Source organism: Candidatus Amarolinea dominans (assembly GCA_016719785.1).
In the GTDB taxonomy this organism is placed as follows: Bacteria; Chloroflexota; Anaerolineae; order SSC4; family Amarolineaceae; genus Amarolinea; species Amarolinea dominans.
On the sequence record JADJYJ010000035.1, the window covers coordinates 16,748 to 38,662 of the forward strand.

22 protein-coding genes are annotated in these 21,915 nt (G+C 60.8%); all 22 read right to left on the reverse strand.

Annotated elements, in window-relative coordinates; translation table 11 throughout:
- Positions 1–100: 100 nt before the first annotated feature.
- The 22 genes from IPM84_26830 to IPM84_26935 all read right to left on the reverse strand — a co-directional run bounded on the left by IPM84_26830 (position 101) and on the right by IPM84_26935 (position 21,844).
- Positions 101–406, reverse strand: a complete 306-nt coding sequence (locus tag IPM84_26830; GenBank protein ID MBK9096306.1) for a YtxH domain-containing protein — start codon at positions 404–406, stop codon at positions 101–103.
- A gap of 47 nt (positions 407–453) precedes the next feature.
- On the reverse strand, positions 454–921 hold the full coding sequence (locus IPM84_26835; protein ID MBK9096307.1) for a YggT family protein: 468 nt from the start codon (positions 919–921) through the stop codon (positions 454–456).
- A 210-nt stretch (positions 922–1,131) separates the two neighbouring features.
- Positions 1,132–1,824, reverse strand: coding sequence for a response regulator transcription factor (locus IPM84_26840; GenBank protein MBK9096308.1), 693 nt, complete (start codon positions 1,822–1,824; stop codon positions 1,132–1,134).
- Between the two features lie 60 nt (positions 1,825–1,884).
- The gene (locus IPM84_26845) at positions 1,885–2,418 is read right to left on the reverse strand and encodes a PRC-barrel domain-containing protein (protein ID MBK9096309.1); all 534 of its coding nucleotides are present in this window, start codon (positions 2,416–2,418) and stop codon (positions 1,885–1,887) included.
- 115 nt (positions 2,419–2,533) lie between these two features.
- Positions 2,534–2,800, reverse strand: a complete 267-nt coding sequence (locus IPM84_26850; protein ID MBK9096310.1) for a GlsB/YeaQ/YmgE family stress response membrane protein — start codon at positions 2,798–2,800, stop codon at positions 2,534–2,536.
- 280 nt (positions 2,801–3,080) lie between these two features.
- A complete protein-coding gene (locus IPM84_26855; GenBank protein ID MBK9096311.1) occupies positions 3,081–6,071 on the reverse strand; it encodes a hypothetical protein in 2,991 nt (996 codons plus the stop codon).
- 13 nt (positions 6,072–6,084) lie between these two features.
- A complete protein-coding gene (locus IPM84_26860; protein ID MBK9096312.1) occupies positions 6,085–6,645 on the reverse strand; it encodes a hypothetical protein in 561 nt (186 codons plus the stop codon).
- A gap of 30 nt (positions 6,646–6,675) precedes the next feature.
- A complete protein-coding gene (locus IPM84_26865) occupies positions 6,676–7,989 on the reverse strand; it encodes a DUF3494 domain-containing protein (GenBank protein MBK9096313.1) in 1,314 nt (437 codons plus the stop codon).
- Between the two features lie 177 nt (positions 7,990–8,166).
- On the reverse strand, positions 8,167–8,937 hold the full coding sequence (locus IPM84_26870) for a phosphatase PAP2 family protein (GenBank protein ID MBK9096314.1): 771 nt from the start codon (positions 8,935–8,937) through the stop codon (positions 8,167–8,169).
- Positions 8,921–9,847, reverse strand: coding sequence for a hypothetical protein (locus IPM84_26875; GenBank protein ID MBK9096315.1), 927 nt, complete (start codon positions 9,845–9,847; stop codon positions 8,921–8,923). The genes IPM84_26870 and IPM84_26875 overlap by 17 nt, the downstream gene beginning before the upstream one ends.
- Before the next feature lie 40 nt (positions 9,848–9,887).
- A complete protein-coding gene (locus IPM84_26880) occupies positions 9,888–10,796 on the reverse strand; it encodes a YihY/virulence factor BrkB family protein (GenBank protein MBK9096316.1) in 909 nt (302 codons plus the stop codon).
- Between the two features lies 1 nt (position 10,797).
- On the reverse strand, positions 10,798–12,030 hold the full coding sequence (locus tag IPM84_26885; protein MBK9096317.1) for an AI-2E family transporter: 1,233 nt from the start codon (positions 12,028–12,030) through the stop codon (positions 10,798–10,800).
- The gene (locus tag IPM84_26890; protein ID MBK9096318.1) at positions 12,027–13,301 is read right to left on the reverse strand and encodes an AI-2E family transporter; all 1,275 of its coding nucleotides are present in this window, start codon (positions 13,299–13,301) and stop codon (positions 12,027–12,029) included. Before IPM84_26890 ends, IPM84_26885 begins: the two co-directional genes overlap by 4 nt.
- A 44-nt stretch (positions 13,302–13,345) precedes the next feature.
- Positions 13,346–13,987 carry a rhomboid family intramembrane serine protease gene (locus IPM84_26895; GenBank protein ID MBK9096319.1) on the reverse strand — a complete coding sequence of 214 codons (642 nt, stop codon included), beginning with the start codon at positions 13,985–13,987 and terminating at the stop codon, positions 13,346–13,348.
- Positions 13,988–14,038: 51 nt separating this feature from the next.
- The gene (locus IPM84_26900; protein MBK9096320.1) at positions 14,039–14,533 is read right to left on the reverse strand and encodes an NAD(P)/FAD-dependent oxidoreductase; all 495 of its coding nucleotides are present in this window, start codon (positions 14,531–14,533) and stop codon (positions 14,039–14,041) included.
- A complete protein-coding gene (locus tag IPM84_26905) occupies positions 14,514–15,308 on the reverse strand; it encodes an undecaprenyl diphosphate synthase family protein (protein ID MBK9096321.1) in 795 nt (264 codons plus the stop codon). Before IPM84_26905 ends, IPM84_26900 begins: the two co-directional genes overlap by 20 nt.
- The gene (locus IPM84_26910) at positions 15,250–16,737 is read right to left on the reverse strand and encodes an RNB domain-containing ribonuclease (GenBank protein ID MBK9096322.1); all 1,488 of its coding nucleotides are present in this window, start codon (positions 16,735–16,737) and stop codon (positions 15,250–15,252) included. Before IPM84_26910 ends, IPM84_26905 begins: the two co-directional genes overlap by 59 nt.
- Before the next feature lie 135 nt (positions 16,738–16,872).
- Positions 16,873–18,642 (reverse strand): alpha amylase C-terminal domain-containing protein, encoded by a 1,770-nt coding sequence (locus IPM84_26915; GenBank protein MBK9096323.1) that lies wholly within the window; start codon positions 18,640–18,642, stop codon positions 16,873–16,875.
- Between the two features lie 94 nt (positions 18,643–18,736).
- Positions 18,737–18,886, reverse strand: coding sequence for a lmo0937 family membrane protein (locus tag IPM84_26920; GenBank protein MBK9096324.1), 150 nt, complete (start codon positions 18,884–18,886; stop codon positions 18,737–18,739).
- Positions 18,887–18,982: 96 nt separating this feature from the next.
- Positions 18,983–19,429, reverse strand: a complete 447-nt coding sequence (locus tag IPM84_26925) for a hypothetical protein (GenBank protein ID MBK9096325.1) — start codon at positions 19,427–19,429, stop codon at positions 18,983–18,985.
- 12 nt (positions 19,430–19,441) lie between these two features.
- A complete protein-coding gene (locus IPM84_26930; protein MBK9096326.1) occupies positions 19,442–20,026 on the reverse strand; it encodes a hypothetical protein in 585 nt (194 codons plus the stop codon).
- Positions 20,027–20,164: 138 nt separating this feature from the next.
- Positions 20,165–21,844 (reverse strand): HEAT repeat domain-containing protein, encoded by a 1,680-nt coding sequence (locus IPM84_26935; GenBank protein MBK9096327.1) that lies wholly within the window; start codon positions 21,842–21,844, stop codon positions 20,165–20,167.
- Positions 21,845–21,915: the final 71 nt, after the last annotated feature.

A 21,915-nucleotide genomic window follows, 5' to 3' on the forward strand; every position in this document is an offset into this window, starting at 1 on the left:
CAAAGGCATCATCTGTACTGGTTCTATAAGCGGCAGAGTCAGTGACTCTGCCGCCTACAGAACGATCTTTCATGGTAGATGGACAGCCCAGGGCCGCCCCTCAGCTCTTCGCGTCGTTAGCCGCATCCTTGGCGTCGTTCTTCACGTCGTGAGCCGCATCCTTGACGTCGTTCTTCACGTCGTGAGCGGCATCCTTGACCTTGTTCTTCGCGTCGTGAGCCGCATCCTTGACGTCGTGAGCGACATCTTCGACCTTGTCCTTCACGTCGTGAGCGACATCCTTGATCTTGTCCTTCACATCGTGAGCGACATCCTTGATCTTGTCCTTCACATCGTGAGCGGCATCCTTGACATCGTGCTTCACGTCCTTAACGGCATCCTTAACTTTCTGTGTGTTGGTTGACATACATCCCTCCAGATGGGTGAAATCGTGAACTACCTTATCAAACAGATCTATCTGACACGCGTGTCAATTTGGCTTGATGTCGTGCGCACGCCACGCCGCGTGTCGCCTATCACCAGCCCTATCGCTTTAACGAGCACCCACGCGATCAGTGCATAGACGAGGATCGCCACCAGTGGATTCACCTCGAACACGCTGCTCCCAAAGCGCGTCGTTCCAAACAATCCCACGAACGGGGCGAGGAACGGTTTCGTGACGCTGTAGATGAACTGCGCAAAGCCTGCGGCCGGGTTGGCGCCCAGTAGAGGCAAGACGAAGCGGATAGCGAGCAGCCCCTCCAGAATTCCGAACAGCAGATAAATGCCATTCTGGACTCGGAGTGTCCCCTCCCGCCGCACGGCGTACGGGTCGCTGGTAAAGGTCTCCGTCTGCTGCGCCGTTGTGCGGGCAGAACCGCTCGTGCTTACATTCAGGGGCCTAACATCGGCGGCCTGCTCGTCACGTCGTTCGATTATCATCGTGTACCCTCCAATTGGAGAAGGCTATCTCCGCCAACAACCTGGCGGATCGCTCTTCCTGCTATTCATAGCATACCAGAAGGGGGCGACCCTGTCGTCAGCGCAAACGCCAGGTTTTTCGTAGCAAAAACATTGCCCCCAAGGGCAGCCCTTGATACGTTTGATGTACGGTGTTTGGCGTACAGGTTCCACGAAGAACCTTGTCTGCAACTACGCCTCGGCCCTCATCCCCGCGTCCGTCAACCCTTCCCGCACCGCATAGAGCGCGGCCTGGGTGCGGCTGGCCAGATGCAGTTTGGCGAGGATGCGGCTCACATGGGCACGTACGGTGGACTCACTGATTGCGACTCGATCGGCAATCTCCTGGTTGCTCAACCCCTGGGCAATCAACTGAAGCACCATCACTTCGCGCGCCGTGAGCGCTTCGGGCGTGGGCTGCAGCTCGGCGGGGCGCGCGATCTCTTGCAACAACTTGCGGGCAATGGTCGGATGGAGCGATGGCTCGCCGTGATGCACCTGGAGGATGGCCCGTATGAGTTCGCTGGGAGAGGAGTCTTTGAGCAGGTACCCCAAGGCCCCCGCTTTGATCGCGGGGAAAACCTTGTTGTCGGCCGCAAAGCTGGTCAGCACGAGGATGCGCGTCTGTGGCTGACGGCTGATGATTTGACGCGTCGCCTCGATGCCGTCCATGCCAGGCATCAGCAGGTCCATCAGGATGACGTCAGGCTGGCTCTCCTGCGCACGCAGCACGGCGGCCTGGCCATTGTCCGCTTCAGCCACCACCTCGAAGCCACCGGCTTCAGAGAGCAGGGCGCGGATGCCCTTGCGCACGATGGCATGGTCATCAACAATCAAGACGCGAACGCTTGATTCTTCTATCAATTGAACGGTTTTTTTTGCCATCGTATCATCTTCTTTACTCGCCTGCCCTGGCACGGCGCGCTTGCATACGTCCGTCTGCGCTCAGGCGACCGGCAGGTTCACGAGGTCTGCCGCCCCCTGCAAGCGCTTCACCGAGTCGGCGGCGACAACGAGCACATCTTCCCCGATGGAGAGCATCTTATCGCCTGGGATCGTCAGAATCTCGCCAACGACGTTCATGCCTGGCGGGACAGAGATGGAGGTCAAGGCGAAAGTCACCGGGTCGAATTCATAATCACGCACTTCGCCCAAGCGCTCCCCGTTCTCAGTCATCACTTCGTTGCCAATGACCCCGCGCTTGGCTTTGACCAAAGCGAGGGCTTCGGGCGCGTCGGCGGGAGTTCGGGCGTCGGCTTCTGTATTGATCGTAATGGCATCATCACCTACGCCATGCACGGCGTCGGCCGATACCCACAGCCGCTCGCCACCCAGCATCCCCATCCCACCGCTGCGAATGCGCAGCCATCTCACCGCCTTGCGCTCAGCGTCAACGACCAGGTCGTCAACCTTACCAACTTGTTTGCCCTCTGCCATCGTGATGACAGGCAAACCCTTCACGAATTCGTAGCGCGCCATGTTTCAACCTCCCCAGTTCAATCCGAATGTTAAACTTAGAAACGAGAACTAAATAAGTGTCCGAACATAGCCACCCCGTGGGCCGTTAAACCAGACAATTAAAAATTCTCGTTCCTTAAAACAGCCTGCGGCGACCTGAAAAGGCCCGCAGGATGGCGATCACGATCATCGCGCCGATGAAGGCGACGAGGATACTGGTGACGTTGATGCCGTTCACGGCATTCGGCATCTTGAGCAGCGTCGAGGCCAAGAGGCCGCCCAACAGGGCGCCCACGACACCCAGGACCAGATCGCCGACCAAGCCGGAGCCGCGACCCTTCATCACTCTGCTGGCCAACCAGCCAGCGATCAACCCAACGACGATCCATGCGAGAATACCCATGGTTCTACCCTTCCTTTTCTTGAGAGACGGTTATCTCCGTCAACAACTGAGCGACGGCTCCCGCCGTCAACAACCTGGGGGGATCGCTCTTCCTTCCGTCATAGCATAACAGAGGGGCGCCGCCCTGTCGTCAGCGCAAGCGCCACGTTTTTCGTAGCAAAAGAGTCGCCCAAAGGGCGACCCGTGCGACTTTTGATGTACGATATTTGACAATCAGATGGTTGATCCGGAGGACCAGAGCCATCTGTGCTGCAAGCGGGCACGAATCGTGCCTTTTTCCTTAGGCGGAAAAGTGAAATCTATTTCCGCTTGCAGCATAGATGACCGGAAAATAGACATGGTTGATCCGGGGGACCAGAGTGAGTTGGATGACCGGGAAATAGGCGTTGTGGGTCCAGGGGACGAGAGTCAGGTTCAGGTTCGTGGCTGGGTCGCCCAGCAGGGTGAAGGTGTCCACCAGGTCAAGCGCGCCGGACCCGCTCGCCACCAAATTCAGCTTGCCAGCGAGTGTTCCCGCGCCGATGGTCCCTTCATGGCGTTGAAAGGTTGAGGCCAGGAAACCTTGTGCTAATGGCTGGTGGCCGGTGGCGACGCCCAAACCGGTCGCCCCCCAGACAGCAACCGCGCCGCCCGCCGCCGCGCGCAGCAGGGTTTCATCCAGCGTCGTGCCGCTTGGCTCGTGAAACAGTCCGGTGAAACAGGTCATTTCCAGGACGACGGGCAATTGGCTGGCGTTGTGCAGCGCGGCGACATCGTCGCGGTGAAAAAGGCGCTCGGCGGCCCACTGGCGCACCGACGAGTGGCCGCTGTACAAGATCAGCCCCGCGCCCGCGTTCCAACGCGTGAGGATGGCCTGACGCGTGTCGGTAACGGTCGTGGTTGGCGGGGCATAGTAAATCGGGCGGGGGGTGAATGGCGCTTGAATGAAGGCCGCGGCCAACCGATCGGCATCGGCGGCAAAGTCCCCGGCGTCGTCCGCGTCGTCAGCGACGAAGACGACGTTGCTGTTCCATGCGCCGGGGAATGGAGAGGTTTCGTAACGCACGATCTTGTCCACGACGATGTGTGTCTCCGCAATCGTGTTGACCGGCAGACGGCCCACGAGCAGATCAGGCAGAATGTCGCCGCCGCCTTGCGCGCCGCCATCGAGCAGTGCATACCGATTGTCGGCCGCGGTCTCGCCCATCCACGGATCCACGTCGGCCAGGTAAGGCGGCAGGAACGACTCTTTTGAATCGGTGCGGTAAAGTTTGGGGTCGTACGATCCGTCGCCCACCAGCAAAACGTACGCCGGCCGCGGATTCCACGTCATGTAGGCGTTTTGCAGGTAGGCGTGAATCGCCTGAGGCGTGGGGCGGCCGTCGAACGCGTCGTAAATCGCCTGCAGGTTTTCGACGGCCACTAGCAAACCCTGGCTCTGCCGCAGCGCGATCAAATCGGTCAATGCCGGTATGAAGGGGGAGGGGGAAAGGATCAGGGTGTCGGCCCCGCTCAGCGGCTGCAATTCTGTGGCGAGGCGCATGTCTGCGGGCGGTTGAATCACGACGGCCGAGGTCAGCAGGTAGCGATGGGCGCCGCCGCTGACGGGATCGGTCACTGTGATGCGAGCAGGGACGATCCCGACGAGGCTGATAGGATTGTTCGGGACCGTCACATCGTAGCCGCGCAGGCCAACCGTCGAGGTCAGGCCCAGGCTGTACGTGTGCGGCTCGCCATCCCCCGTGAAGAGAACCGATGATCCGGCGGGGACATTGCCCCGTGCGTAGCGCAGCGCAAACCCATCGAGCCACATTCCTTCGACGATGCTGCCCACCCCGGGCAGACGCAGGCTGAGGACGTTATTGGCCGCGACCAGCACGCCCGGCGCCACAGGAAGAGTGGCCGTGATGGCTTGCCGACCATCCCATTCGATGCGGCCCAAGCCGAACCCGTTGAGAGAAACATCGACGCGGTGATCGGGTGCGAGGTTGGGGAGGTCGGTGTAACTAATGAGCCAGAGTGTGATGGTCGCGGGCTGAGTTGCATCCAGGGCGGGGAACGCGCCGAAGGAATAGGCGGGGTGTGCGCGATCCGGCTGGCGCACATCGTCCCAGGTCCAGCGATCGCCGTCGCGCCCCGGCGGCAGGCGCCCGCAATAACAGGTCGGAGTATAGAGGGCGTTGATTTCGACCGTCCCCGTGAGCCAGGCGGTTCCGGCGGGTTGAGGCGCGGGATTGGCCGGGCGGCTCGTCATGCGCAGACCAGGTTGATCGCCGACGGTGAGGTAGTACACATCGGTGTTCGTCCACCGGCTGAAGCGGGGGTCAGCATAGAACAGCAGGCGTTCACCCGCTTGAAACGAGGGGGCAGCCGAATTCCCATTGCCGTCCCATTGCATCGCGATTTCGGTCCCGGCGCGGGTGAGGTGTAGAAACTGCGGGTCAAGGCCGGCGAGGGGAAAACCGATCGCGGCCAGGCTGGCGTAGGAAATGGCGACGAGTCCGGGCTGTGCCACGGTAAGGGTGGCACGTGGCGACCCGGTTTGCCGTGGGGTCAGGGCAGGGGCGGAAGGTAATGGGGAAGGCTGGACTTGCTCTGGATTGATCACCAGGCGTTTCAAGACCGTCAGGAGCGGATCCACCGGCGCGGGGCCGGGAGGGTGCGGCCACGACGTCTCGCCGGCATTGAATCTCAGCACAACGTGAATGTGCGTGGTGACGCGCAGTTGGTTAGCCATGGGGCGCACCGGAAGGAACGAGAGCCGGGCGAGAGACACGCCGCGCAACGTTCCAAGCAGGGTCAGCGTCACAGGCGGATCAAATTTCTCCGGGCATCCTATCGCTGCGAGACAAGGGGTATCTGTGCTTGCGGCAAAAGCACCGCCGATGACATGGCCTTCCGCATCGCGTTGAACGCCTGCCGGACGCGGCGCAAGCGCCAAAAGGCCGGGCAGAAGCAGATCGGTTGCTTCTACCCGGCCGATTTCTAACGTGGGGTGCGCGCCCGGCGGCAGGGCCACCAGTGCAGACGTCAACGGCAACAGCGGCACGCCGGGCGTATCGGTTTGGGCATAACCGGGGATGTTGACGGCCACGGTCCCGTCGGCGCGGCGGCTGAGGTCAGGCAGCGCCGCGCGCCATTCCAGGCTCAGTCCGTCCGCCAGGGCGCCCACCACGGGGGAGGCGTGCGGGGGATGGAGAGAAGGCGGCAAGGCGCTTGCCAAGCCATCCGCCCCTCCAAACGCCAGTACGAAAACCAGCAGGGTGACGACCCACCGGCGGATGCGGAACATGCCTGGTACGATCCTATCGCCGCGTGGGGCGGTGCGCTCGGTTGTTCAAGCCAAATGCCACGACGCCGAGGCTGCCGACGGCCAAAGCCATCAACACCAGGATCCAGGGAGAAGCTCCGCCCTGGGGAGCAGCCGCGCCGGTGATCGGCAAACCAACGAATACCGTCGGTGTGGCCGTTGGCGCAGTGATGGGCGTGCCCGTCGGCGCTGGGGTGATTGGCGTGTTCGTCGGCGCTGGGGTGATCGGCGTATTCGTCGGCGTCGGTGTGTTCGTCGGCGTCGGCGTGTTTGTTGGCGCCAGTGTCGGCGTGTTTGTTGGCGCCAGAGTTGGCGTGTTCGTCGGCGCCAGAGTTGGCGTGTTCGTCGGCGCCAGAGTTGGCGTGTTCGTCGGCGCCAGAGTTGGCGTGTTCGTCGGCGTGATCGGCGTGTTCGTTGGCGTAAAGGTTTCGGTCAGGCCGACAGGCGCCATCGAGGTGTCGGCTATGGCGAGCGGCAGGGTGCCGAAGACCAGCGAAACTGTTGTCAGGCCAACGAACAGGCTAATGAAAAGGTAGATAAACGTATGGCGGTTCATGGAATCCTCCTTCAGGCGAAACATGGCTGGCTAACGTTTCCCCATCCATGGTAGATAGATCTGGGTCTGGAACTGCACGGCGATGGCGACGGATGGATTGTAGACCGTCTGGATGCCCTGGGTATCAATGTCGGCCAGCCAGTACCACCATGTGCCTTGAACCGGAGGCATGTCGAGATAACGATAGGTCGCGCCGGAACCAGTACCGCCCTGGATGGCCGACGGCTCGAAGTGGATCAATTGGGCCAGCGAGAAGTCGTCTACTGGCGCGCGGTACAGGTTGAAGCCATAGTTGTCAATTTCCTCTGCTGTCGCCCAATTCAGCAAAACAGTCTGTCCATTCCAGGTTACCATGAAGTAGAGCAGTTCCACCGCCGTCGGTGGCGGTGTGTTGGTCGGGGTTGGGGTGCTCGTAGAAGTTGCCGTCGCTGTTGGCGTAGGCGTGGGCGTGCGGGTCGCCGTTGCGGTGGGCGTGCGGGTCGCCGTTGCGGTGGGCGTGCGGGTCGCCGTTGCGGTGGGCGTGCGGGTCGCCGTTGCGGTGGGCGTGCGGGTCTCCGTCGCGGTCGCCGTGGGCGTATCCGTAGAAGTCGCCGTGGGCGTACCCGTAGATGTCGCGGTTGCGGTTGGGGCGACGGGGCAACTCAGGTAGACGTTGTTGGTATCCAACGTCACGGCGCCATTTTGCGCCAGGGCTCGACCGTTCAAGTTTGCGCCGCTCGTCAGCGTGATGGACGCGAAGGCGAGGATATTTCCTCTGAACTCAGAGGCCGTACCAAGCGTGGCGGAACTGCCGACCCTCCACCACACGTTACATGGGTCGCCGCCGGTAACAGATGAACCGGACGATGTAATAAGCGTTGAATCAGATTTGAAAATCCAGACGCCAGATGACCCCGTGAGGGTTAGATTTCCAGTCAGCGCGAAGGAGCCGATGGCGCAGTAGACACCCGGTACGAGAGGAGAGAGTGGCGTTAGGTCCTGCCCGTCCGGGTAGGTGAAATCGCAAGGCTGGTCGAGAAAGCCGAATGCAGCGCTGTTGTCAATCTGAGCCGCAGCCGCGTGCCCATCAGCGGCGTGGAGCACGCCGGGAGGGCCGACGATTCCCGGAGGGAAGCCAGTGACTGCGGAGCCTGGATAGACACCCAGGTCTCCGGTCACAGTGGTCGGGCCAGTACTGGTTACTGTCGAGTAACCCAGAACTGAGTAACTTTCCGCCTCAACGAGTATCGGAGAGGTACCCGACGGGCGCGAAGCCGTGGCCATCTGAGACAAGGGGCTGCCCGTTGCCGTCAGAAGCGCGATCCCCATGAACAGGACCGCTGCCAAACGAATGGGCTTAAGCATGATTGATACCTCCTCGGTAAAACGAACGATTATTCGTCATCATCTCTTCCATACATAGCATAGCACCAGCGCGCCGTCCTGTCATCAGCGCAAACGCCAGGTTTTTTGTAGCAAAAAGGCCGTTCTTTTGAGCGGCCCTATGCCTTTTGTTGTATGATGTTCGTTGTATCTCCTGCCTCACAAGGCATACCCACCGATGATCCCCCCCAGCAGACCCCAGGCGCTGCCCAGGATGGCTCCCGCCAGCACGTCCCGTGGGTAGTGCGCCCCCACGTACATGCGCGTGATGCCCACCAGCAACGCGCTCGCGTAGAGCAGGCACACCGCCCAAACGCCCGCGTGGAGGTACCCGGCCACGAGCGTCGCTATGAAAAAGGCCTGGCTGGTATGCCCGCTCGGGAATGAACGGCCGCCGGCCCGCCGGCCGACGATGCGCGCCTGGGACAGCCGGATGAAAGGTCGTCTCCGGCGCACCAGCAGTTTCACCAGTTCGACCACCAACCACAACGTCAACGTGCCCAAGATAAGCTCGTAAGCCAGCAGACGATCCCCGGCAAAGTACAGGACCAAGGCAAGCGCCGTGGCGACCATGCCGTTGCCGATCTGGGTGAAGCTCCACATCAACGTATCGAGCCAGGGCGGGTGGCGCCCACGCACATTGAAGAACAGGAAAGTCCAGGCGTCCATACGCTGGCCGGTGGACCACAGCAGCGAGAGTGTCAGCAAGCTAAAGCCCACGATCATACTTGCCAGGATGGGCTGGGCCTGCAGGCGGTGCCAAAAAAACATCCGCACGTAGGCAGGCAGCCATGCCAGGAACAGCAGCAGGCCGGCTGTGAGGGCGACCAGCCAGGCAAGCGGGCGATTAAGACTCACCCAAAGGGTCAGGCGCCGCCAGGCGCCAGGATTCTGATCTCCAGGTAAGCGCATGTCATCCGGCGGCGGCATGCGTCTGTGCCTCACTCTCGCTGGGGCCGGGCGCCGGCTGGCCGACCATCACAGCCAGAACGCGTCGCCGCACTTCGATCCGCACCCGCCCTTCTCCTAGCGCGTTCCCATCCGCCATGATCGGCATGGCAGGCTGGGTGTCAATATCCACCCGGCGCACGTGGTAGTGCTCGATGCGTGGGTCTTCCGGCTTACCGGCGCCCACCCCCTGGAAAGCATAGCTCAGCAGGTCCAGCTTGGATAGGTCGGCAAAGAAGAGCACATCCAACAAGCCGTCATTGAACGAGGCTGCAGAGCCAACCTGATAATGGAGGCCGATAAAAGGCATGTTGGAGACCAGGACCACGTGGCCCAGATTGCGGACTTCTTGCTTGTTGTCCAGCACCAGGCGTATCTCGGCTGGCGGGGAACTGACCAGTGTGGTCAGGAAATCGCGGGCCCGCGCCAGATTGCCGTGTTGGACATCGTCGGCCGAGGGGAAGAGCGTCGAAACCAGCCCCACCGAACAAACTTCCAGGAAAGGCGTGTTCATGTTGCCGCACGCGGCCATGCCAACGTCCACTTTGATGCGGCGGCCCGTGCGCAGGATGGCGATGGCGGCCGGTAGATCGGTCGGGATGCCCAGGCTGAGGGCTGTGTTGTTTTGCGTGCCGCTGGGGATGATCCCCAGGGCGCCGCGTGTACCGGCCAGGGTTCTGGCCGCGGCGGAAATGGTGCCATCACCGCCGCAGACCACGAAGAGGCGGATCCCCCGACCGAGGGCATCCTGAATCGCTCCTGGCAGGTCGCAGCCGGCTTCGACCAGGAAGGTATCCGGCACGAGCTTCCAGGTCTGCATCTCGTGGATTACATCCACGAGCTCGATAGGCGATCCTCGGGTTGCCCCCGCACTGGGATTGAAGATCAGCATGACCCTCATGCGGCGTTTACCCGTGGAGCGAGGTCTCTGGTCATGAACTTCTTTCATGTTGTTGCTGCCTCCGCTGGTAATAGGAGACGCTCAAGTAAGCGCCAAAGAGAAAGATAACGCCGCTCAGGTAGGCCCACGTCAGGATCGCGACAATGGCTGCCACCGAACCATAAACCAGGTTCGAAACGGAGATGTAGGTGGAAACAAAGAACAAGAAGGTTTTCTTGGCCAGTTCCCAGAGCAGGCCGGCCCCGATCGCGCCGGGTAAAATCTCGCGCCAGGTCGAAGCTGCATGCGGGAGCATGATGTAGAGCACCATGAATAAGGCCACATCGAGCGAGATAGCCAATACCAAACTGATACTGCCACCGATCGGAATGATGGAGTCAGGCAACCAGGCGCGGAAGTTGGCAAGCAGGCTGCTGGCAAACGAAGCCAGGAAGAGAGCCGGGCCAACGAAGGCGAGGACAAACAGGATGGCCAGACCGCGCCGCTTCCAAATAGGCCGACTTTGTTTATTGCCCCAAATTCCATTCAAGGTTTGGGTAAGCGTGTAAAAAACGGTCGAGGCAGACCAGATCAAGCCAACGAGCGCGACGCTGGTCACTGGCCCGCGCGCCCGAACGATCTCGTCAATATTGGGGCCTACCAACTGGCCGAGGGCAGGTGTAATGAACTCGAGTTTTTGTACGACGAGATGCTGGTCCATCAACGGGCCCAGGGTGAAGCTGGCAATAGAAATGCTCAGGAGGGTGAGGGGAAACAGGGAGAAAAGGGCAAAGTAGGCAATCGCCGCGGCCGTAACCGCCGAGTCAGGCTTCAAGGCTTCCCCGGCTGCGCCCGCCAACATCCCTAACCAGCCGTTCGTCCGCTGATCAAACTGGTGCGCGCGGCGGATGACCCGCTGCCAAAGCAGTGTGAATTCTCTGGGCATTTTGAGTGCGGCCATTTTACGCTCCCTGTTCGGGCTGAGGCGCAACGGGTAATAACAGCTTGGACGGTTCAGCCGGCAGAGCCGCTTGCAGAATCGGTTCGGCTTTCACCATCAGTTGGGTAAGCCGCTCCATGCTGCTGGTCACCAAGGGCAGAGACGGCCCTTCCATGGCCCTTATCGTAGCCCATAGGCGTTCTTGCCGCTCTTTGAGGTCTGAAACCTGGGCCGCCGCCCCAGAAACCGCGCGGCGGCTGACCAGGCGGCTCCACAAGATTTGGCAGACCACGGATAATGGGGGCGCGACGATGATGCCGACAAGGCCGAAAGCGTCTGCCAGGGCAATGAGCAGAACAACGGTTAAAATGGGATTATCCCATCGGTGGTTGAAAAGCCGCGGCTTGACCCATGCGCCCAGGGCAGTCAAGACGACGAGCGCATAGAGAGCCGTAAACAGACTGAGCTGCACACTGGTCAACAGCCCGACCAAAAGTACCGTGATGACCGCCAGGGTTACTCCAACCACGGGTATCAGGCAGACCAGAGCGCCAGCCAGCGCCAAGAGCACTGGGTATGGGGATCCGAGCAGCCAGAAACCAAAGGCTAACAGCAGTCCCGCCAGGAGACTCTGGACGACCTCGCCGCGCAGGTAAGCGCCGATGTCAGGCTCGATGGTCCGCCAAACACCACGCGCCTCTTTGCGCTGGCCAGACGGCAGCAACGAGAGCCAGAGTCGTTCAAAATGAATCTGATTGATCATCCAATAGATGCTCAAGAACAGAATGACGAGTACGCCGCTTACGATGCCGCCAATGCCCTGCGTGAAGCCAAACAGGGCCGGCAGCACGAGCTGCCCCTGGCTGCCGGTCACCGCTTCGAAGAGCGTACTTGGCGGTGGCAACTGCCCCGCCAGCGCCAGTTGGAACGAGCTGCCCTCCAGCCAGACCGGCAGCTTCCACTCATCCTGCACCGACACCGTACGAGCCAACAGTTGAATCTCATTGATCGCGGCCTCACCGGTCAGGAAGAGCAAGAAGCCGAAACTGCCCAGGGCCACCAGGACCAGTAGAATCCAGGCCACGCGCACCACAAAGCCTCGCCCGACCAGGCGCTGAACCAATGGGCGCGCCGCGGCCGCAAGCGTTAGCGAGATCAACACGTAAACGACGACAATACGGAACTGCCACAGCACCACCAGCGCCAGCAGGGTCGTCATAACGGCCGCGCCGAATCCTACCACTTGTTTCGTCATGATGCACCTGAAGGTCGGACCTGCGCCAGCAGCGCGTCAAGGTCGGTCGTAATGGTCTCGATCTCATCCATCACCTGGTCAATCTGCTTGACCCTGAGGTCCGAGCCTCTTTTCTTGAGCCGCGCCTGCTTGCGCAGGTCTTGGGCCAGGTCTTGCGCTTCATAGCGCAGCCGGCTGGCATAATCGCGGCCAGGAGAGACCTCCGGCTCCATCGCTGCTGAATGGAAGACGAAACGCTCGAGTAAGAGCTGCAGAATGGCGGCCATGGGAATCGCCATGAGCGCGCCGGCAATGCCGAGTAGCGAGCTAAAGGCAAAGAACGCCAGCAAGGAGACGAATGGATTAACTCCCACTGCCCTGCGCATGACGCGCGGCACCAGCACGCTGTTTTCAAGCTGCTGAATAATCATCGTGGCGACGATCACCCAGATCAACTTGGAAGGCGAGATGGATAGGGCAATGACGGCCGCAGGAATGGCGCCAAGCAGCGGCCCAACCATCGGTACGGCCTCCAGCACGCCCGCCGCCAGCGCCAGCACCAGGGCATTGGGCAAGCCGATGAGCAGATAGGCAACCAGCGCCATGATGCCAATGACCAGGCAAAGGACGCCTTGTCCGGCCATGAAGAAACCAACCTTAGTTTCCATGGCCGAGATCAGTTCGCTAGTGCTCTTGCGTTGGCCCTTTGGAACCAGCAGCAACAAGGACTGAATGGTTCGCGGCCCATCGAGCGTCCAGTGAAAGGCCAACAGCAGAATGACGATGGCGGTAAAAATGGCTTTGGCCGCCGATGCCACATAACCGAACGCTTGCCCTGCCGAAGCCAGCATTTGCTGTCCCGTTTGTTGTGTCGGCGCCAGGCTTGGTAGGGTCGCCGGCAGGAACTCACTGAGGCGCACGATCAATTGATTCGGATAATGAACCATCCACTCACGCAGGCTTTGGTAGTAACCCGGCACCGCGGCGGCAATCGTTGTCCCTTGCTCGACAATCACCGGGAATAACAGCAGCATGAAGCTGATGACCAAGGCGAGCAGCAGCAGGTAGACAAGAATGACCCCCACCATCCGGGGGAGTCCCCGCCGGTGCAACCAGGTTACAAGCGGCCTGATTACCGTGCCTATCACGATGGCGACAAACAAGATAAAAATGACCTGGTTGAACCGATAGAGAAGCCAGAAGCCAAGCGCGACAAAAACGAGAACAAGAGTCGCCCACATGACGCGGCGAAATGTCCATTGATACGGTTGTGAAGACGGATAGAGTGCCATGCTTTCCCTACCTTTTGTGAATGTCTGAGATACGCCTGGACTTATCAGGCAATTGCATTTTTCGACCGAAACAAGAATGTCAACACAAGCCCTGCGACAAATCCGCCGATGTGCGCCATGTAAGCCACGCCGCCCGTATCTGCCGTATTAGAAATAGAACCGATGCCGCTAAAAAACTGCAGCACGATCCACAGCCCAATGACGATCAGCGCGGGCATTGGCATCACGCGATTGCCCATCAACACCCTCACTTTTCCCTGCGGGAAGAGGATGAGATAAGCGCCGAGCACGCCCGCAATCGCTCCCGAGGCGCCCAAATTCGGCACGTTTGATCCGGCGCTAAACGCCAATTGGGCAAACGTTGCCGCAAGCCCACAGAGCAGGTAGAAAATGATGAACTTGAGGTGCCCGAAGCGGTCTTCGACATTATCGCCGAAGATCCACAAGTAAAGCATGTTGCCTGCCAGGTGAACCCACCCGGCGTGCATGAACATGGCCGTGAAGAGGGTCAGGAGACCGGCGCCGGGATCGGCAAGGAAGCGAGCCGGTACGAAAGCCCACTTCTCGATAAAGGGATCGCCCCCGCTCAGCTCCACGAAGAAGAACAGGACGTTCAGGGCGATCAAAACGTAAGTGACCACCGGAAAAGTCCTGCGAGCGCTATTATCATCACCGATCGGGAACATAGAATTTTCCTCCGTTTACTCTACTTGGACAAAGGACATAAGGAACAACCCTCAGAATTGAGCGGCCGCCCAGCGCACCGCTTCCGCCATCGTCGGATACGGCAGCATCGCGGTAGCGAGCATCTTAACCGTCAGGCCAAAGCGCATCGCGTAGATTACGGGCGCAATCAGATCGCCCGCGTTCGCGCCGAGGATATGCCCGCCGAGCAGCTTGCCATCCGCATCCGCCAGGAGTTTCACGCTGCCGAAGGTCTGATTGTTGGTGATCGCGCGATCGAGTTTGTTGAATTGCACGCGCCCCACGCGGTATTCGATCTTGGCCTCTACCAAGTCTGCCTCCGACAAGCCGACCCGGGCGAGTTCGGGATCGGTGAATGTCACCCAGGGGATGACGCGATCGTCGAACGCTTGCGGCTCCTGGGCAAACACGTTGTGCGCGACCAGTTCGCCTTGATCGGACGCGACATGCGTGAATTGATAACGGCTGGTAATATCACCCTTCCCCGGTCTTGGATTCTCATTGAAACTATCCTCCCAGCGTGACATCCTGCGACTCATACCAACGCAATGCATCGAAGAAGTGCTCCGGTTTGAAGTCCGGCCAGAAGTCATCTATGATGTAGAAATCTGCGTATACTGCCTGCACGGGCAACAGACCGCTCAACCGCCTGCGGCCTCCCCAGCGCACCACAAGGTCAATTCTTGATACTTCCGCCGAACCGATGCATTCCGTAAATGACTTTCGCTTGCCGCCGGTGGCGGCGCTCATTTTTGTCGCAGCCTCGCTCAGATCCCAGCGCCAATCGTAGTTCACCAGGAAATTGACCTTTAGCGTGCCGTCGCCGAGTCCCTGCCGGGTCCTGTAGGGCTTCAGCTCGGGAGGGAAGAGCGGCGAGTCATCATTTCCCACCACCAGTAGCGAAGCGTCCAGCTTAGAAAGCCCGGCTACAGCATCCACGCACGCCTGCCGAAACGCGGCCGTCTGTTCGGGAGGCCGCTTTGTGTTGTCGCTTGTGAACCCGTAGACGGTCAACTCCTCGATTCCGAGGGCTCGGCAAATGTCATAGAGCTGGAACCCTGGCGCCAGACCGGAGGCGTAACCCTCTTCTTTGCGCAACCCTCTGTTTTGTGCCCATCTGCGGTTGCCATCGGGTATGAACGCCACATGTCTCGGAATACGTCTGAATGTCGGCAAATCCACGAGCGCTACCTCCCTTTCACAGCCAACTCTGCACCCCCAACAAGGGGCCCACACTTCATCATCAACGTCTTGATGAACCGACTTTCCTGAAATCAATAAAGCCGCGCTCAACGTCCACATCAACCAGTTGCACGCGAATCCGGTCGCCGACATCCACGCCCTCGAACCCGCTCATCACCTTTCCTTCGACAGGGACGGTGAGCAGCCTGACCCAGGTGCCCTTGTCGGAAGCGCCTGTGGCAATCGCATTGAACTGTTCGCCGATCCTCGATTCGAGGAGGAGCGCCGCGGCGGATTTGCTGACCTGCCGTTCGACCTTGTTAGCGGCGTCCTCTTCTGCGGTGAAATGTTTGGCCAGGACGTCCAGTTCAGCATAGCTATAGGGCGCCGCTCGGCCCGCGATGGCGGCCTTCAACAGGCGCTGCGTGATCAGATCGGGATAGCGGCGATTCGGGGCGGTGGAATGGGCGTAGTCCTTAACCGCGAGACCAAAGTGCCCTGGGGCCGTGTCGCCGGGTCGTTCGGCGACATATTCGCCCGCGCCCAGCAGTTTGATCACCGCGAGGGAGAGGTCAGGGAAGCCTTGTGGATCGGCAGCTCGCTCCGTGACGAGGAATTTATCCAGCGCTGCCGAATCCGGGGTGTCGGGCAGCTTGGCTCCTTGTTCGCGGGCCAGCTCGACAATCCGATCCCAACGTTTGGGCGTGCGCACCACGCGGCGGATCGAAGGGAATTTCTTGGCCGCGAGATAGCGGGCGGTCACGCCGTTGGCTGCGATCATGAAATCCTCGATGAGCTCCTTGGCGCGGTTCTTCTCGTCTACTTCAAGGTCACGGATACGGTCGCCATCGAAGACCGGTTTCGCCTCGATGGTTTCCAGGCTCAGCGCCCCATGGACATGCCGCAGATTCTTCAGGCTCTGGGCGATCCGATCCTGCACGCGCAAGTTCTCCGCCAGGCCCTTGACGGCCGCAATCCCATCGGGGAGAGCGCCGTTCCCCTCCAGCCAGGCCGCCACGCTGTGGTAGGCCAGCTTCGCGTGATTGCGGACGCGCGCCCGATAGATATCCGATCCCAGCAGAGCGCCGTCCGCGCCGACCACCATCTCCACGACCACGGCCAGGCGCTCCTCAGCGAAATTCAGGGAGGTGAGGTCGGTAGAAAGCGCCTCAGGCAGCATCGGGAAAATCTCGGCCGCCGTATAAACCGAGGTCGTGTTGTGGCGCGCGTGTTCGTCAATGGCCGAGCCGTCCTTCACCAGCGCGTCCACGTCAGCCACGGCCACACGAATCTTGACGTTGCCTCCGGGGAGAGTCTCAGCGACTGTCAGCTGATCCAGGTCGCGCGAGTCGTCGTTGTCAATGGATGCCCACAGGAGATCGGTCAGGTCACGAATTGACTCAGCGTTCGTTGCCCCTGCGGCCGCTTGAATCTTGTCCAGTTCGGCCAGCGCCGCGGCCGAAAAGTCGGGGAGTAACCCGCGTTCGATCATTGCCCTGTGGGCAATACTCTGCAGAAGAGCACGGTGCTGTTGGTCATTGCTGTGCATCGAATCAATCTCCTATCACTAATGCATTCCTTCATTCCTTCATTCCTTCATTCCTTCATTCCTTCATTCCTTCATTCCTTCATTCCTTCATTCCTTCATTCCTTCATTCCTTCATTCCTTCATTCCTTCATTCCTTCATTCCTTCATTCCTTGCGAGAAGATCAGCACACTGTAGGGGCCAACCGAAAGCGCCGCGTGGCAGGGAAAACCGTCGTACTCGCCCGGTTCGGCGACCACATCGGCGCTTGAATGATCTCCGAAGGCTTCGCTGTAGCCTCGCCAGTCGCTGTTGAAGCGCAGCTTCCAGATCCCTGCGGCCGGGAAGCCGATGACGTAGCCATCCTGTGGCTCGCGGAAAAAGTTGGCGACGATCACGACGTCATCCGCCGGGCCGCCCTTATCCCAACGGTGGAAGGCGATGACTTTGCGTTCGTCGTGCAAGTGAAAGACCCGGATAGACTGCCCGCAAAGGCCGCGCGTGAAACCGTCGCGGTTGAGTCGCAGCCCGATCAGGTCGCGATAGAGCCGAACGATGCCGCGGAACTCGTCGCTCTGGTCCCAGTCAAGCGGAACCGTGTCGCGGAACCACCCGCCTTCGAGGAATTCCTGACCCTGAAAGAGCATGGGGATGCCGGGGGCCGTAAAAACCAGCGCGGCGGCCAGCGTCGAACGCTTCTGCGCGTACCAGCCTTCGGGGTCGTCCGGGTTGATCTCTTGCGGCACGCGCGCCTGGCCGCTTGCCACCTCGTCGTGCGATTCGCTGTAGATGACCCTGTCAGATGCGTCATCGTTGTAGCGATAACAGATCGCATCGCGAATAGCGGCCAGCGAGCGTTGCTCATCCTGGGGGGTGATCACCGCCTGGCGGATGGGGTGGACGAAGTTGGCATCCCATTGCGAGCCGAACCCGGCGCCGCCGGCATCAACGTCCCTGGTGAGCCATTTGTTATTCTGCAAGTCCTCGGCGATGGTGATCCGGCCGGGGTATTTCTGCTCGACCAGGGTGTTGATCGCCTGGAGCAGACTCCAGCCATCGGGCAGATCCGCACTGCCGGGGCCATGCGGGGTGCGAATGTAGACCGTGCCATCGAAACGGAGGCCGTCCACGTGGTATTCGTCGAGCCACATGCTGGCGTTATCGAGGATAAATTGGCGCACCTCGCCGCGTCCGTAATCGGGCCGGGTATCGCCCCAGGGTGTGCGCGCCCGGTCATCGTTGTAAAAGTAGATGCCGCCGCGACCATTCTCGGACCAGCCGTCGAACTGCCAAAGGTCGAGGTCGCTTGGGCCAAAGTGGTTGTAAACGACGTCGAGGATCACCGCAATGCCGTTCTCGTGGGCGCGCTTGATGAACCGCTTGAACCCCAGGGGGCCGCCGTAATCGGTCTCCACCGAAAAGATGTGCGAAGGGTTGTAACCCCACGACCGTTCTCCTGCGAACTGGGCGATCGGCATGATCTGGATTGCGTTGACGCCGAGCTTTCTCAGATGCTCCAGCCGGGCCGACACCGTGGCAAACTTGCCGGGGACATTGTCGTCTACCTCGTTGAATGTGCCGACATGCAGCTCGTAGACGACGAGCTCGTTCCAGGGGGCGAGCTGAAAGTCGTCCCCCGCCCAGTCGAAGCTCGGGTCGTGGACGATGGCGTTGCCGACCGAATTGGTTACCTCGCGGGCATATGGGTCAATGCGCTTGAACTCGCCCTGCATGGTGGTCAGCAGGAACTTATACTGATCGCCGACATGCGCCCCGGCTACGTTGGCGTACCAGGAGCCGTTCTCCTCGGCCTGCATGGGGTGTTTGCCACCGTCCCATTCGTTGAATGATCCGATGACGGCGACCTGCTGCGCATAAGGGGCCCAGACGCGAAAGGCGACCCCCCCTGCGTGAGGGATCGCGCCCATGCCCTGGATCCTGGTTTCATCGCTCATGGTTGCTCCTGACGTGATGACTGTTCTGTCTGCTCGAAAGGACAGACAGGACAGTCACTTTTCATGTTTACCCTAATGCGCGGCGGCCCTGCAACAGATTCACCGCCATGACGACCAGGGCGACCACTAACAGAATGTGAATCAGCCCACCGCCGATGTTGGCTACCAGACCTAGTAGCCACAGAACCACGAGAATCACTACAATCGTCCATAACATTGGAACACCTCCTTTGTGAAAACTTCGATTTGCCATGCCGCAGACACCGTTTGGCGATGTCCCGCAGCCCGATTCGCGCTAGAGTCCGCGCCCTGGCTAACGCCTGCGGCCGGATATCAAGCGCAGGAGCGCAATTAAGACCACTGCGCCGAGGAAGGTCAACAGGACGCTGGTGACAATGTACCTTGATGCATCATCCGTCGCATCCTGGACTCTGCTCTTCGTATCATGCGCCGCATCCTTGACGGCGATCTTGGCGTCGTGCGCCACATCCTGGGCGGCGATCTTGGCGTCGTGCGCCGCGTCCTGAACCGCGTACTTCACGTTGCGCGCCATGCCCGCATCCTGGACCTTGTCTTCGGCATCGTGCGCCGTGTCTGCATCCCGGACCTTGGCCTTGGCGTCGTGCGCCGCGTCCTTGACAGCGTTCTTCAGGTCGTGCGCAGTGTCCTTGACAGCGTTCTTCACGTCGTGTGCCGTGTCCTTGACGGCGTTCCTCACGTCGTGTGCCGTGTCCTTGAGCTTCTGTTCGGTGTTCGACATACGTTTTTCCTCCTATACCACGGGGTGCGCCTGTCTTAATGTTGACATAATGTCGCTAAAGGCATCCAAATCGCCGTAGCCGACGAATTGCAGGGCCTGTCCGTCCAGGACGATCAGGATGACGCGCGCTGGCTCGCCGCTGAAGGTGACGATGTCGGCGCGCACCGCGGGCACGCCATTAATGGCTGTTTGACGCAAGGCGGGGGGCGCGCCCTCGTGCGCCTGCATCAACTGTGCGGCCAAATGCGCCAGGATGGTCACGCCGGCGCGACCTTCTGCGGAAACGTCGGGTACGGGCACAATCTCGATTTTGCTCTGCGGTGCCTGCACCGTGCCCACCTCAGTCGTGGCCGGGTAGGAGTAGAGGGTCGTCAGCCAGCCTTCGTCCGCTTCCACCCGCCAGCCGGCCGGGTAATCGAGTTCATACCCGGCAATGCCATCGCGCAGCGTCAGCCGAGCCGACGCTGTGTTGATTTCCTGCGCCATGGCTGCACTCGACGTGGCGCTGCTTGCGCGCACGACGGTCTCTCGTACCACCACGCCGGCAAGCACAAGAATTGCGGCCACCAGCCACGGCCAATGGGTCGTTCTCGGCATGGACCGTGGCTTCGTAGATGACCACTCAGTTTTCACCATTTCCCCCAGGCGCCTTGACCTTTGCACATCCCTATGCTCCATAATTCGGCGTTCAACATTCCCTGTAGCAGTTCCGCCAGTTCAAGTCATTACGGCAGATCACGTATGCCCAAGGTGCGATGTCGGCCGCGGTCCCTTCCAAATCAGTACGATGGCGAGCAGCCCGAGCACCAACAAGGCTACCATCGCCGTCAGGGTCCAGGTGTCGGCCGGGACATCGGCAATGGCACGGGGCAACACGGCCGGCAGGACTGGTGCGACCAGCAGTGCAACCGGCGCCGGATTGAGCGCCAGGCGTGCTGGCTCGGTATTGATTTCACCCAAAGCCCAAGCGGCCTGGGCCTGCACCGCGGGATCCGGGTCCGAGAGCAGGCGGGCCAGATCGGCCACAGCGCTCGCAGGTTTCAGCCAACCGAGCATTTCTGCGGCATTCGTGCGCACCACGGCGCTCGAATCATTCAGGGCGGCCACCACTGCGGCCACGGCGGGTTGGCCGGCCCTCTCAAGGGCACCCATCGCCGCGTGACGCGCCGGCGTCATCGGTTGGTCGGCAAGCGGCGCCGTCAGGCCGGCCATCGCCGCAGGGGTCCCGATGGTTGCCAACGCCTCGGCCGCGTGCCGGCTGGCCCAGGGCCCATCGTGTCGCAGCATGGCGCTCAATGACGGGATCGCTTCTTCAGCATGCAGCCAGCCCAGGGCCGTGGCCGCGCGGGCGCGGATGATCTCGTCGGTATCAGACAGGGCAGGCATGAGCAAGGGCACGGCGCTTGCATCGCCTAACCGGCCGATGGCCTCAGCCACCTGATCGCCGGCAAGCAGGTCAGGATCGCGCAGGTCCAGCAGGAGGATAGGCAGCAGCGCGCGATCATGAGAGAAGCCTATGGCGCGAGCGGTCGCGGCACGCATGCCGGGGTCGGGGTCAGACAGCCCGGTCGCGAACGCGAGGCCTACGTCCAAACCAACCACCTGAGTTCCGTGAGGGGTTGGAATCAGGACGGCGAGCAGCGGGCCAACGAGCGGGGTCATTTGCGCGATGGATTGGTCAAGATGTTGTGCCGGCGTCATTTCAAACCAATGGCGGCCGTCGTCAACACTGATGAACGCAAGCTGAATGCTGTGCAGCCCTTGGGGAGTAGCCATGCTGAACGTTGCGGTCGCATAGACGACCTGCTCATCACCAGGGCTTACCGCGAGGGCGTTGATCGCGAGCGAGCCTGCCCCCACCTGAGACAGCCTGCCGCCGGCCGCCTGCCAGGTCTCGCCGCCATTGAGGCTGGTATAGAGACCCTGGGTATCGGTCCCCAGGAAGAGCAGGCCCGATGGGTCGGAATGGCCGGTCATCGCCAGAGCCAGCGGCCGGCCGGGCAGCGAGGCCACGCTTGCCCAGTTGACGCCACCGGTCTCGCTGTGCCAGAGGTTGGCGCCGGTGCGGGCGAACACCACGGTGTCGTTCATAGGGTTGGACACCAACTGCAACACACGCTCAGGGACCATGCCCGCGTCCGCCCAGGTGCGGCCGCCATCGGTACTGCGCTGCACCTGCGTGGTGCCATCTGTCTGGCTGGTGTAACGATACGTGGCCTGTGGCGCATCGAGCGCGGGTGTGCCCGCCTGTTGCGGAACCGTCGCATCACGATGCGAAGCGGCCGCGATTGGCGCCATGCTGCCGATGAGGGCGCAAAGCGCCAGGCAGAACATCACCCGCATGGGTGTTATCTGCCGCGAATCGGCGTGTATCCCAACTATCTTGTGAACCTGCGAAGCATTTTGTACGATCATGATTGCCCTCTCCCGGGGCGTCCTTCACTAGGCACGACCCGTGTACATTCCTATTGATAAATCACATATAG

Bases quoted from the DNA above. Each gene is read 5' to 3' on its own strand.
- IPM84_26840 (MBK9096308.1), bottom strand. From the start codon at position 1,824: ATGGCAAAAAAAACCGTTCAATTGATAGAAGAATCAAGCGTTCGCGTC.
- IPM84_26850 (MBK9096310.1), bottom strand. From the start codon at position 2,800: ATGGGTATTCTCGCATGGATCGTCGTTGGGTTGATCGCTGGCTGGTTG.
- IPM84_26890 (MBK9096318.1), bottom strand. From the start codon at position 13,301: ATGGCACTCTATCCGTCTTCACAACCGTATCAATGGACATTTCGCCGC.
- IPM84_26900 (MBK9096320.1), bottom strand. From the start codon at position 14,533: ATGTCACGCTGGGAGGATAGTTTCAATGAGAATCCAAGACCGGGGAAG.
- IPM84_26925 (MBK9096325.1), bottom strand. From the start codon at position 19,429: ATGTCGAACACCGAACAGAAGCTCAAGGACACGGCACACGACGTGAGG.
- IPM84_26885 (MBK9096317.1), bottom strand. From the start codon at position 12,030: ATGACGAAACAAGTGGTAGGATTCGGCGCGGCCGTTATGACGACCCTG.
- IPM84_26870 (MBK9096314.1), bottom strand. From the start codon at position 8,937: ATGCCGCCGCCGGATGACATGCGCTTACCTGGAGATCAGAATCCTGGC.
- IPM84_26905 (MBK9096321.1), bottom strand. From the start codon at position 15,308: ATGTGGACGTTGAGCGCGGCTTTATTGATTTCAGGAAAGTCGGTTCAT.
- IPM84_26930 (MBK9096326.1), bottom strand. From the start codon at position 20,026: ATGCCGAGAACGACCCATTGGCCGTGGCTGGTGGCCGCAATTCTTGTG.
- IPM84_26915 (MBK9096323.1), bottom strand. From the start codon at position 18,642: ATGGGCGCGATCCCTCACGCAGGGGGGGTCGCCTTTCGCGTCTGGGCC.
- IPM84_26860 (MBK9096312.1), bottom strand. From the start codon at position 6,645: ATGAACCGCCATACGTTTATCTACCTTTTCATTAGCCTGTTCGTTGGC.
- IPM84_26830 (MBK9096306.1), bottom strand. From the start codon at position 406: ATGTCAACCAACACACAGAAAGTTAAGGATGCCGTTAAGGACGTGAAG.
- IPM84_26835 (MBK9096307.1), bottom strand. From the start codon at position 921: ATGATAATCGAACGACGTGACGAGCAGGCCGCCGATGTTAGGCCCCTG.
- IPM84_26895 (MBK9096319.1), bottom strand. From the start codon at position 13,987: ATGTTCCCGATCGGTGATGATAATAGCGCTCGCAGGACTTTTCCGGTG.
- IPM84_26920 (MBK9096324.1), bottom strand. From the start codon at position 18,886: ATGTTATGGACGATTGTAGTGATTCTCGTGGTTCTGTGGCTACTAGGT.
- IPM84_26935 (MBK9096327.1), bottom strand. From the start codon at position 21,844: ATGATCGTACAAAATGCTTCGCAGGTTCACAAGATAGTTGGGATACAC.
- IPM84_26865 (MBK9096313.1), bottom strand. From the start codon at position 7,989: ATGCTTAAGCCCATTCGTTTGGCAGCGGTCCTGTTCATGGGGATCGCG.
- IPM84_26910 (MBK9096322.1), bottom strand. From the start codon at position 16,737: ATGCACAGCAATGACCAACAGCACCGTGCTCTTCTGCAGAGTATTGCC.
- IPM84_26880 (MBK9096316.1), bottom strand. From the start codon at position 10,796: ATGGCCGCACTCAAAATGCCCAGAGAATTCACACTGCTTTGGCAGCGG.
- IPM84_26875 (MBK9096315.1), bottom strand. From the start codon at position 9,847: ATGCTGATCTTCAATCCCAGTGCGGGGGCAACCCGAGGATCGCCTATC.
- IPM84_26845 (MBK9096309.1), bottom strand. From the start codon at position 2,418: ATGGCGCGCTACGAATTCGTGAAGGGTTTGCCTGTCATCACGATGGCA.
- IPM84_26855 (MBK9096311.1), bottom strand. From the start codon at position 6,071: ATGTTCCGCATCCGCCGGTGGGTCGTCACCCTGCTGGTTTTCGTACTG.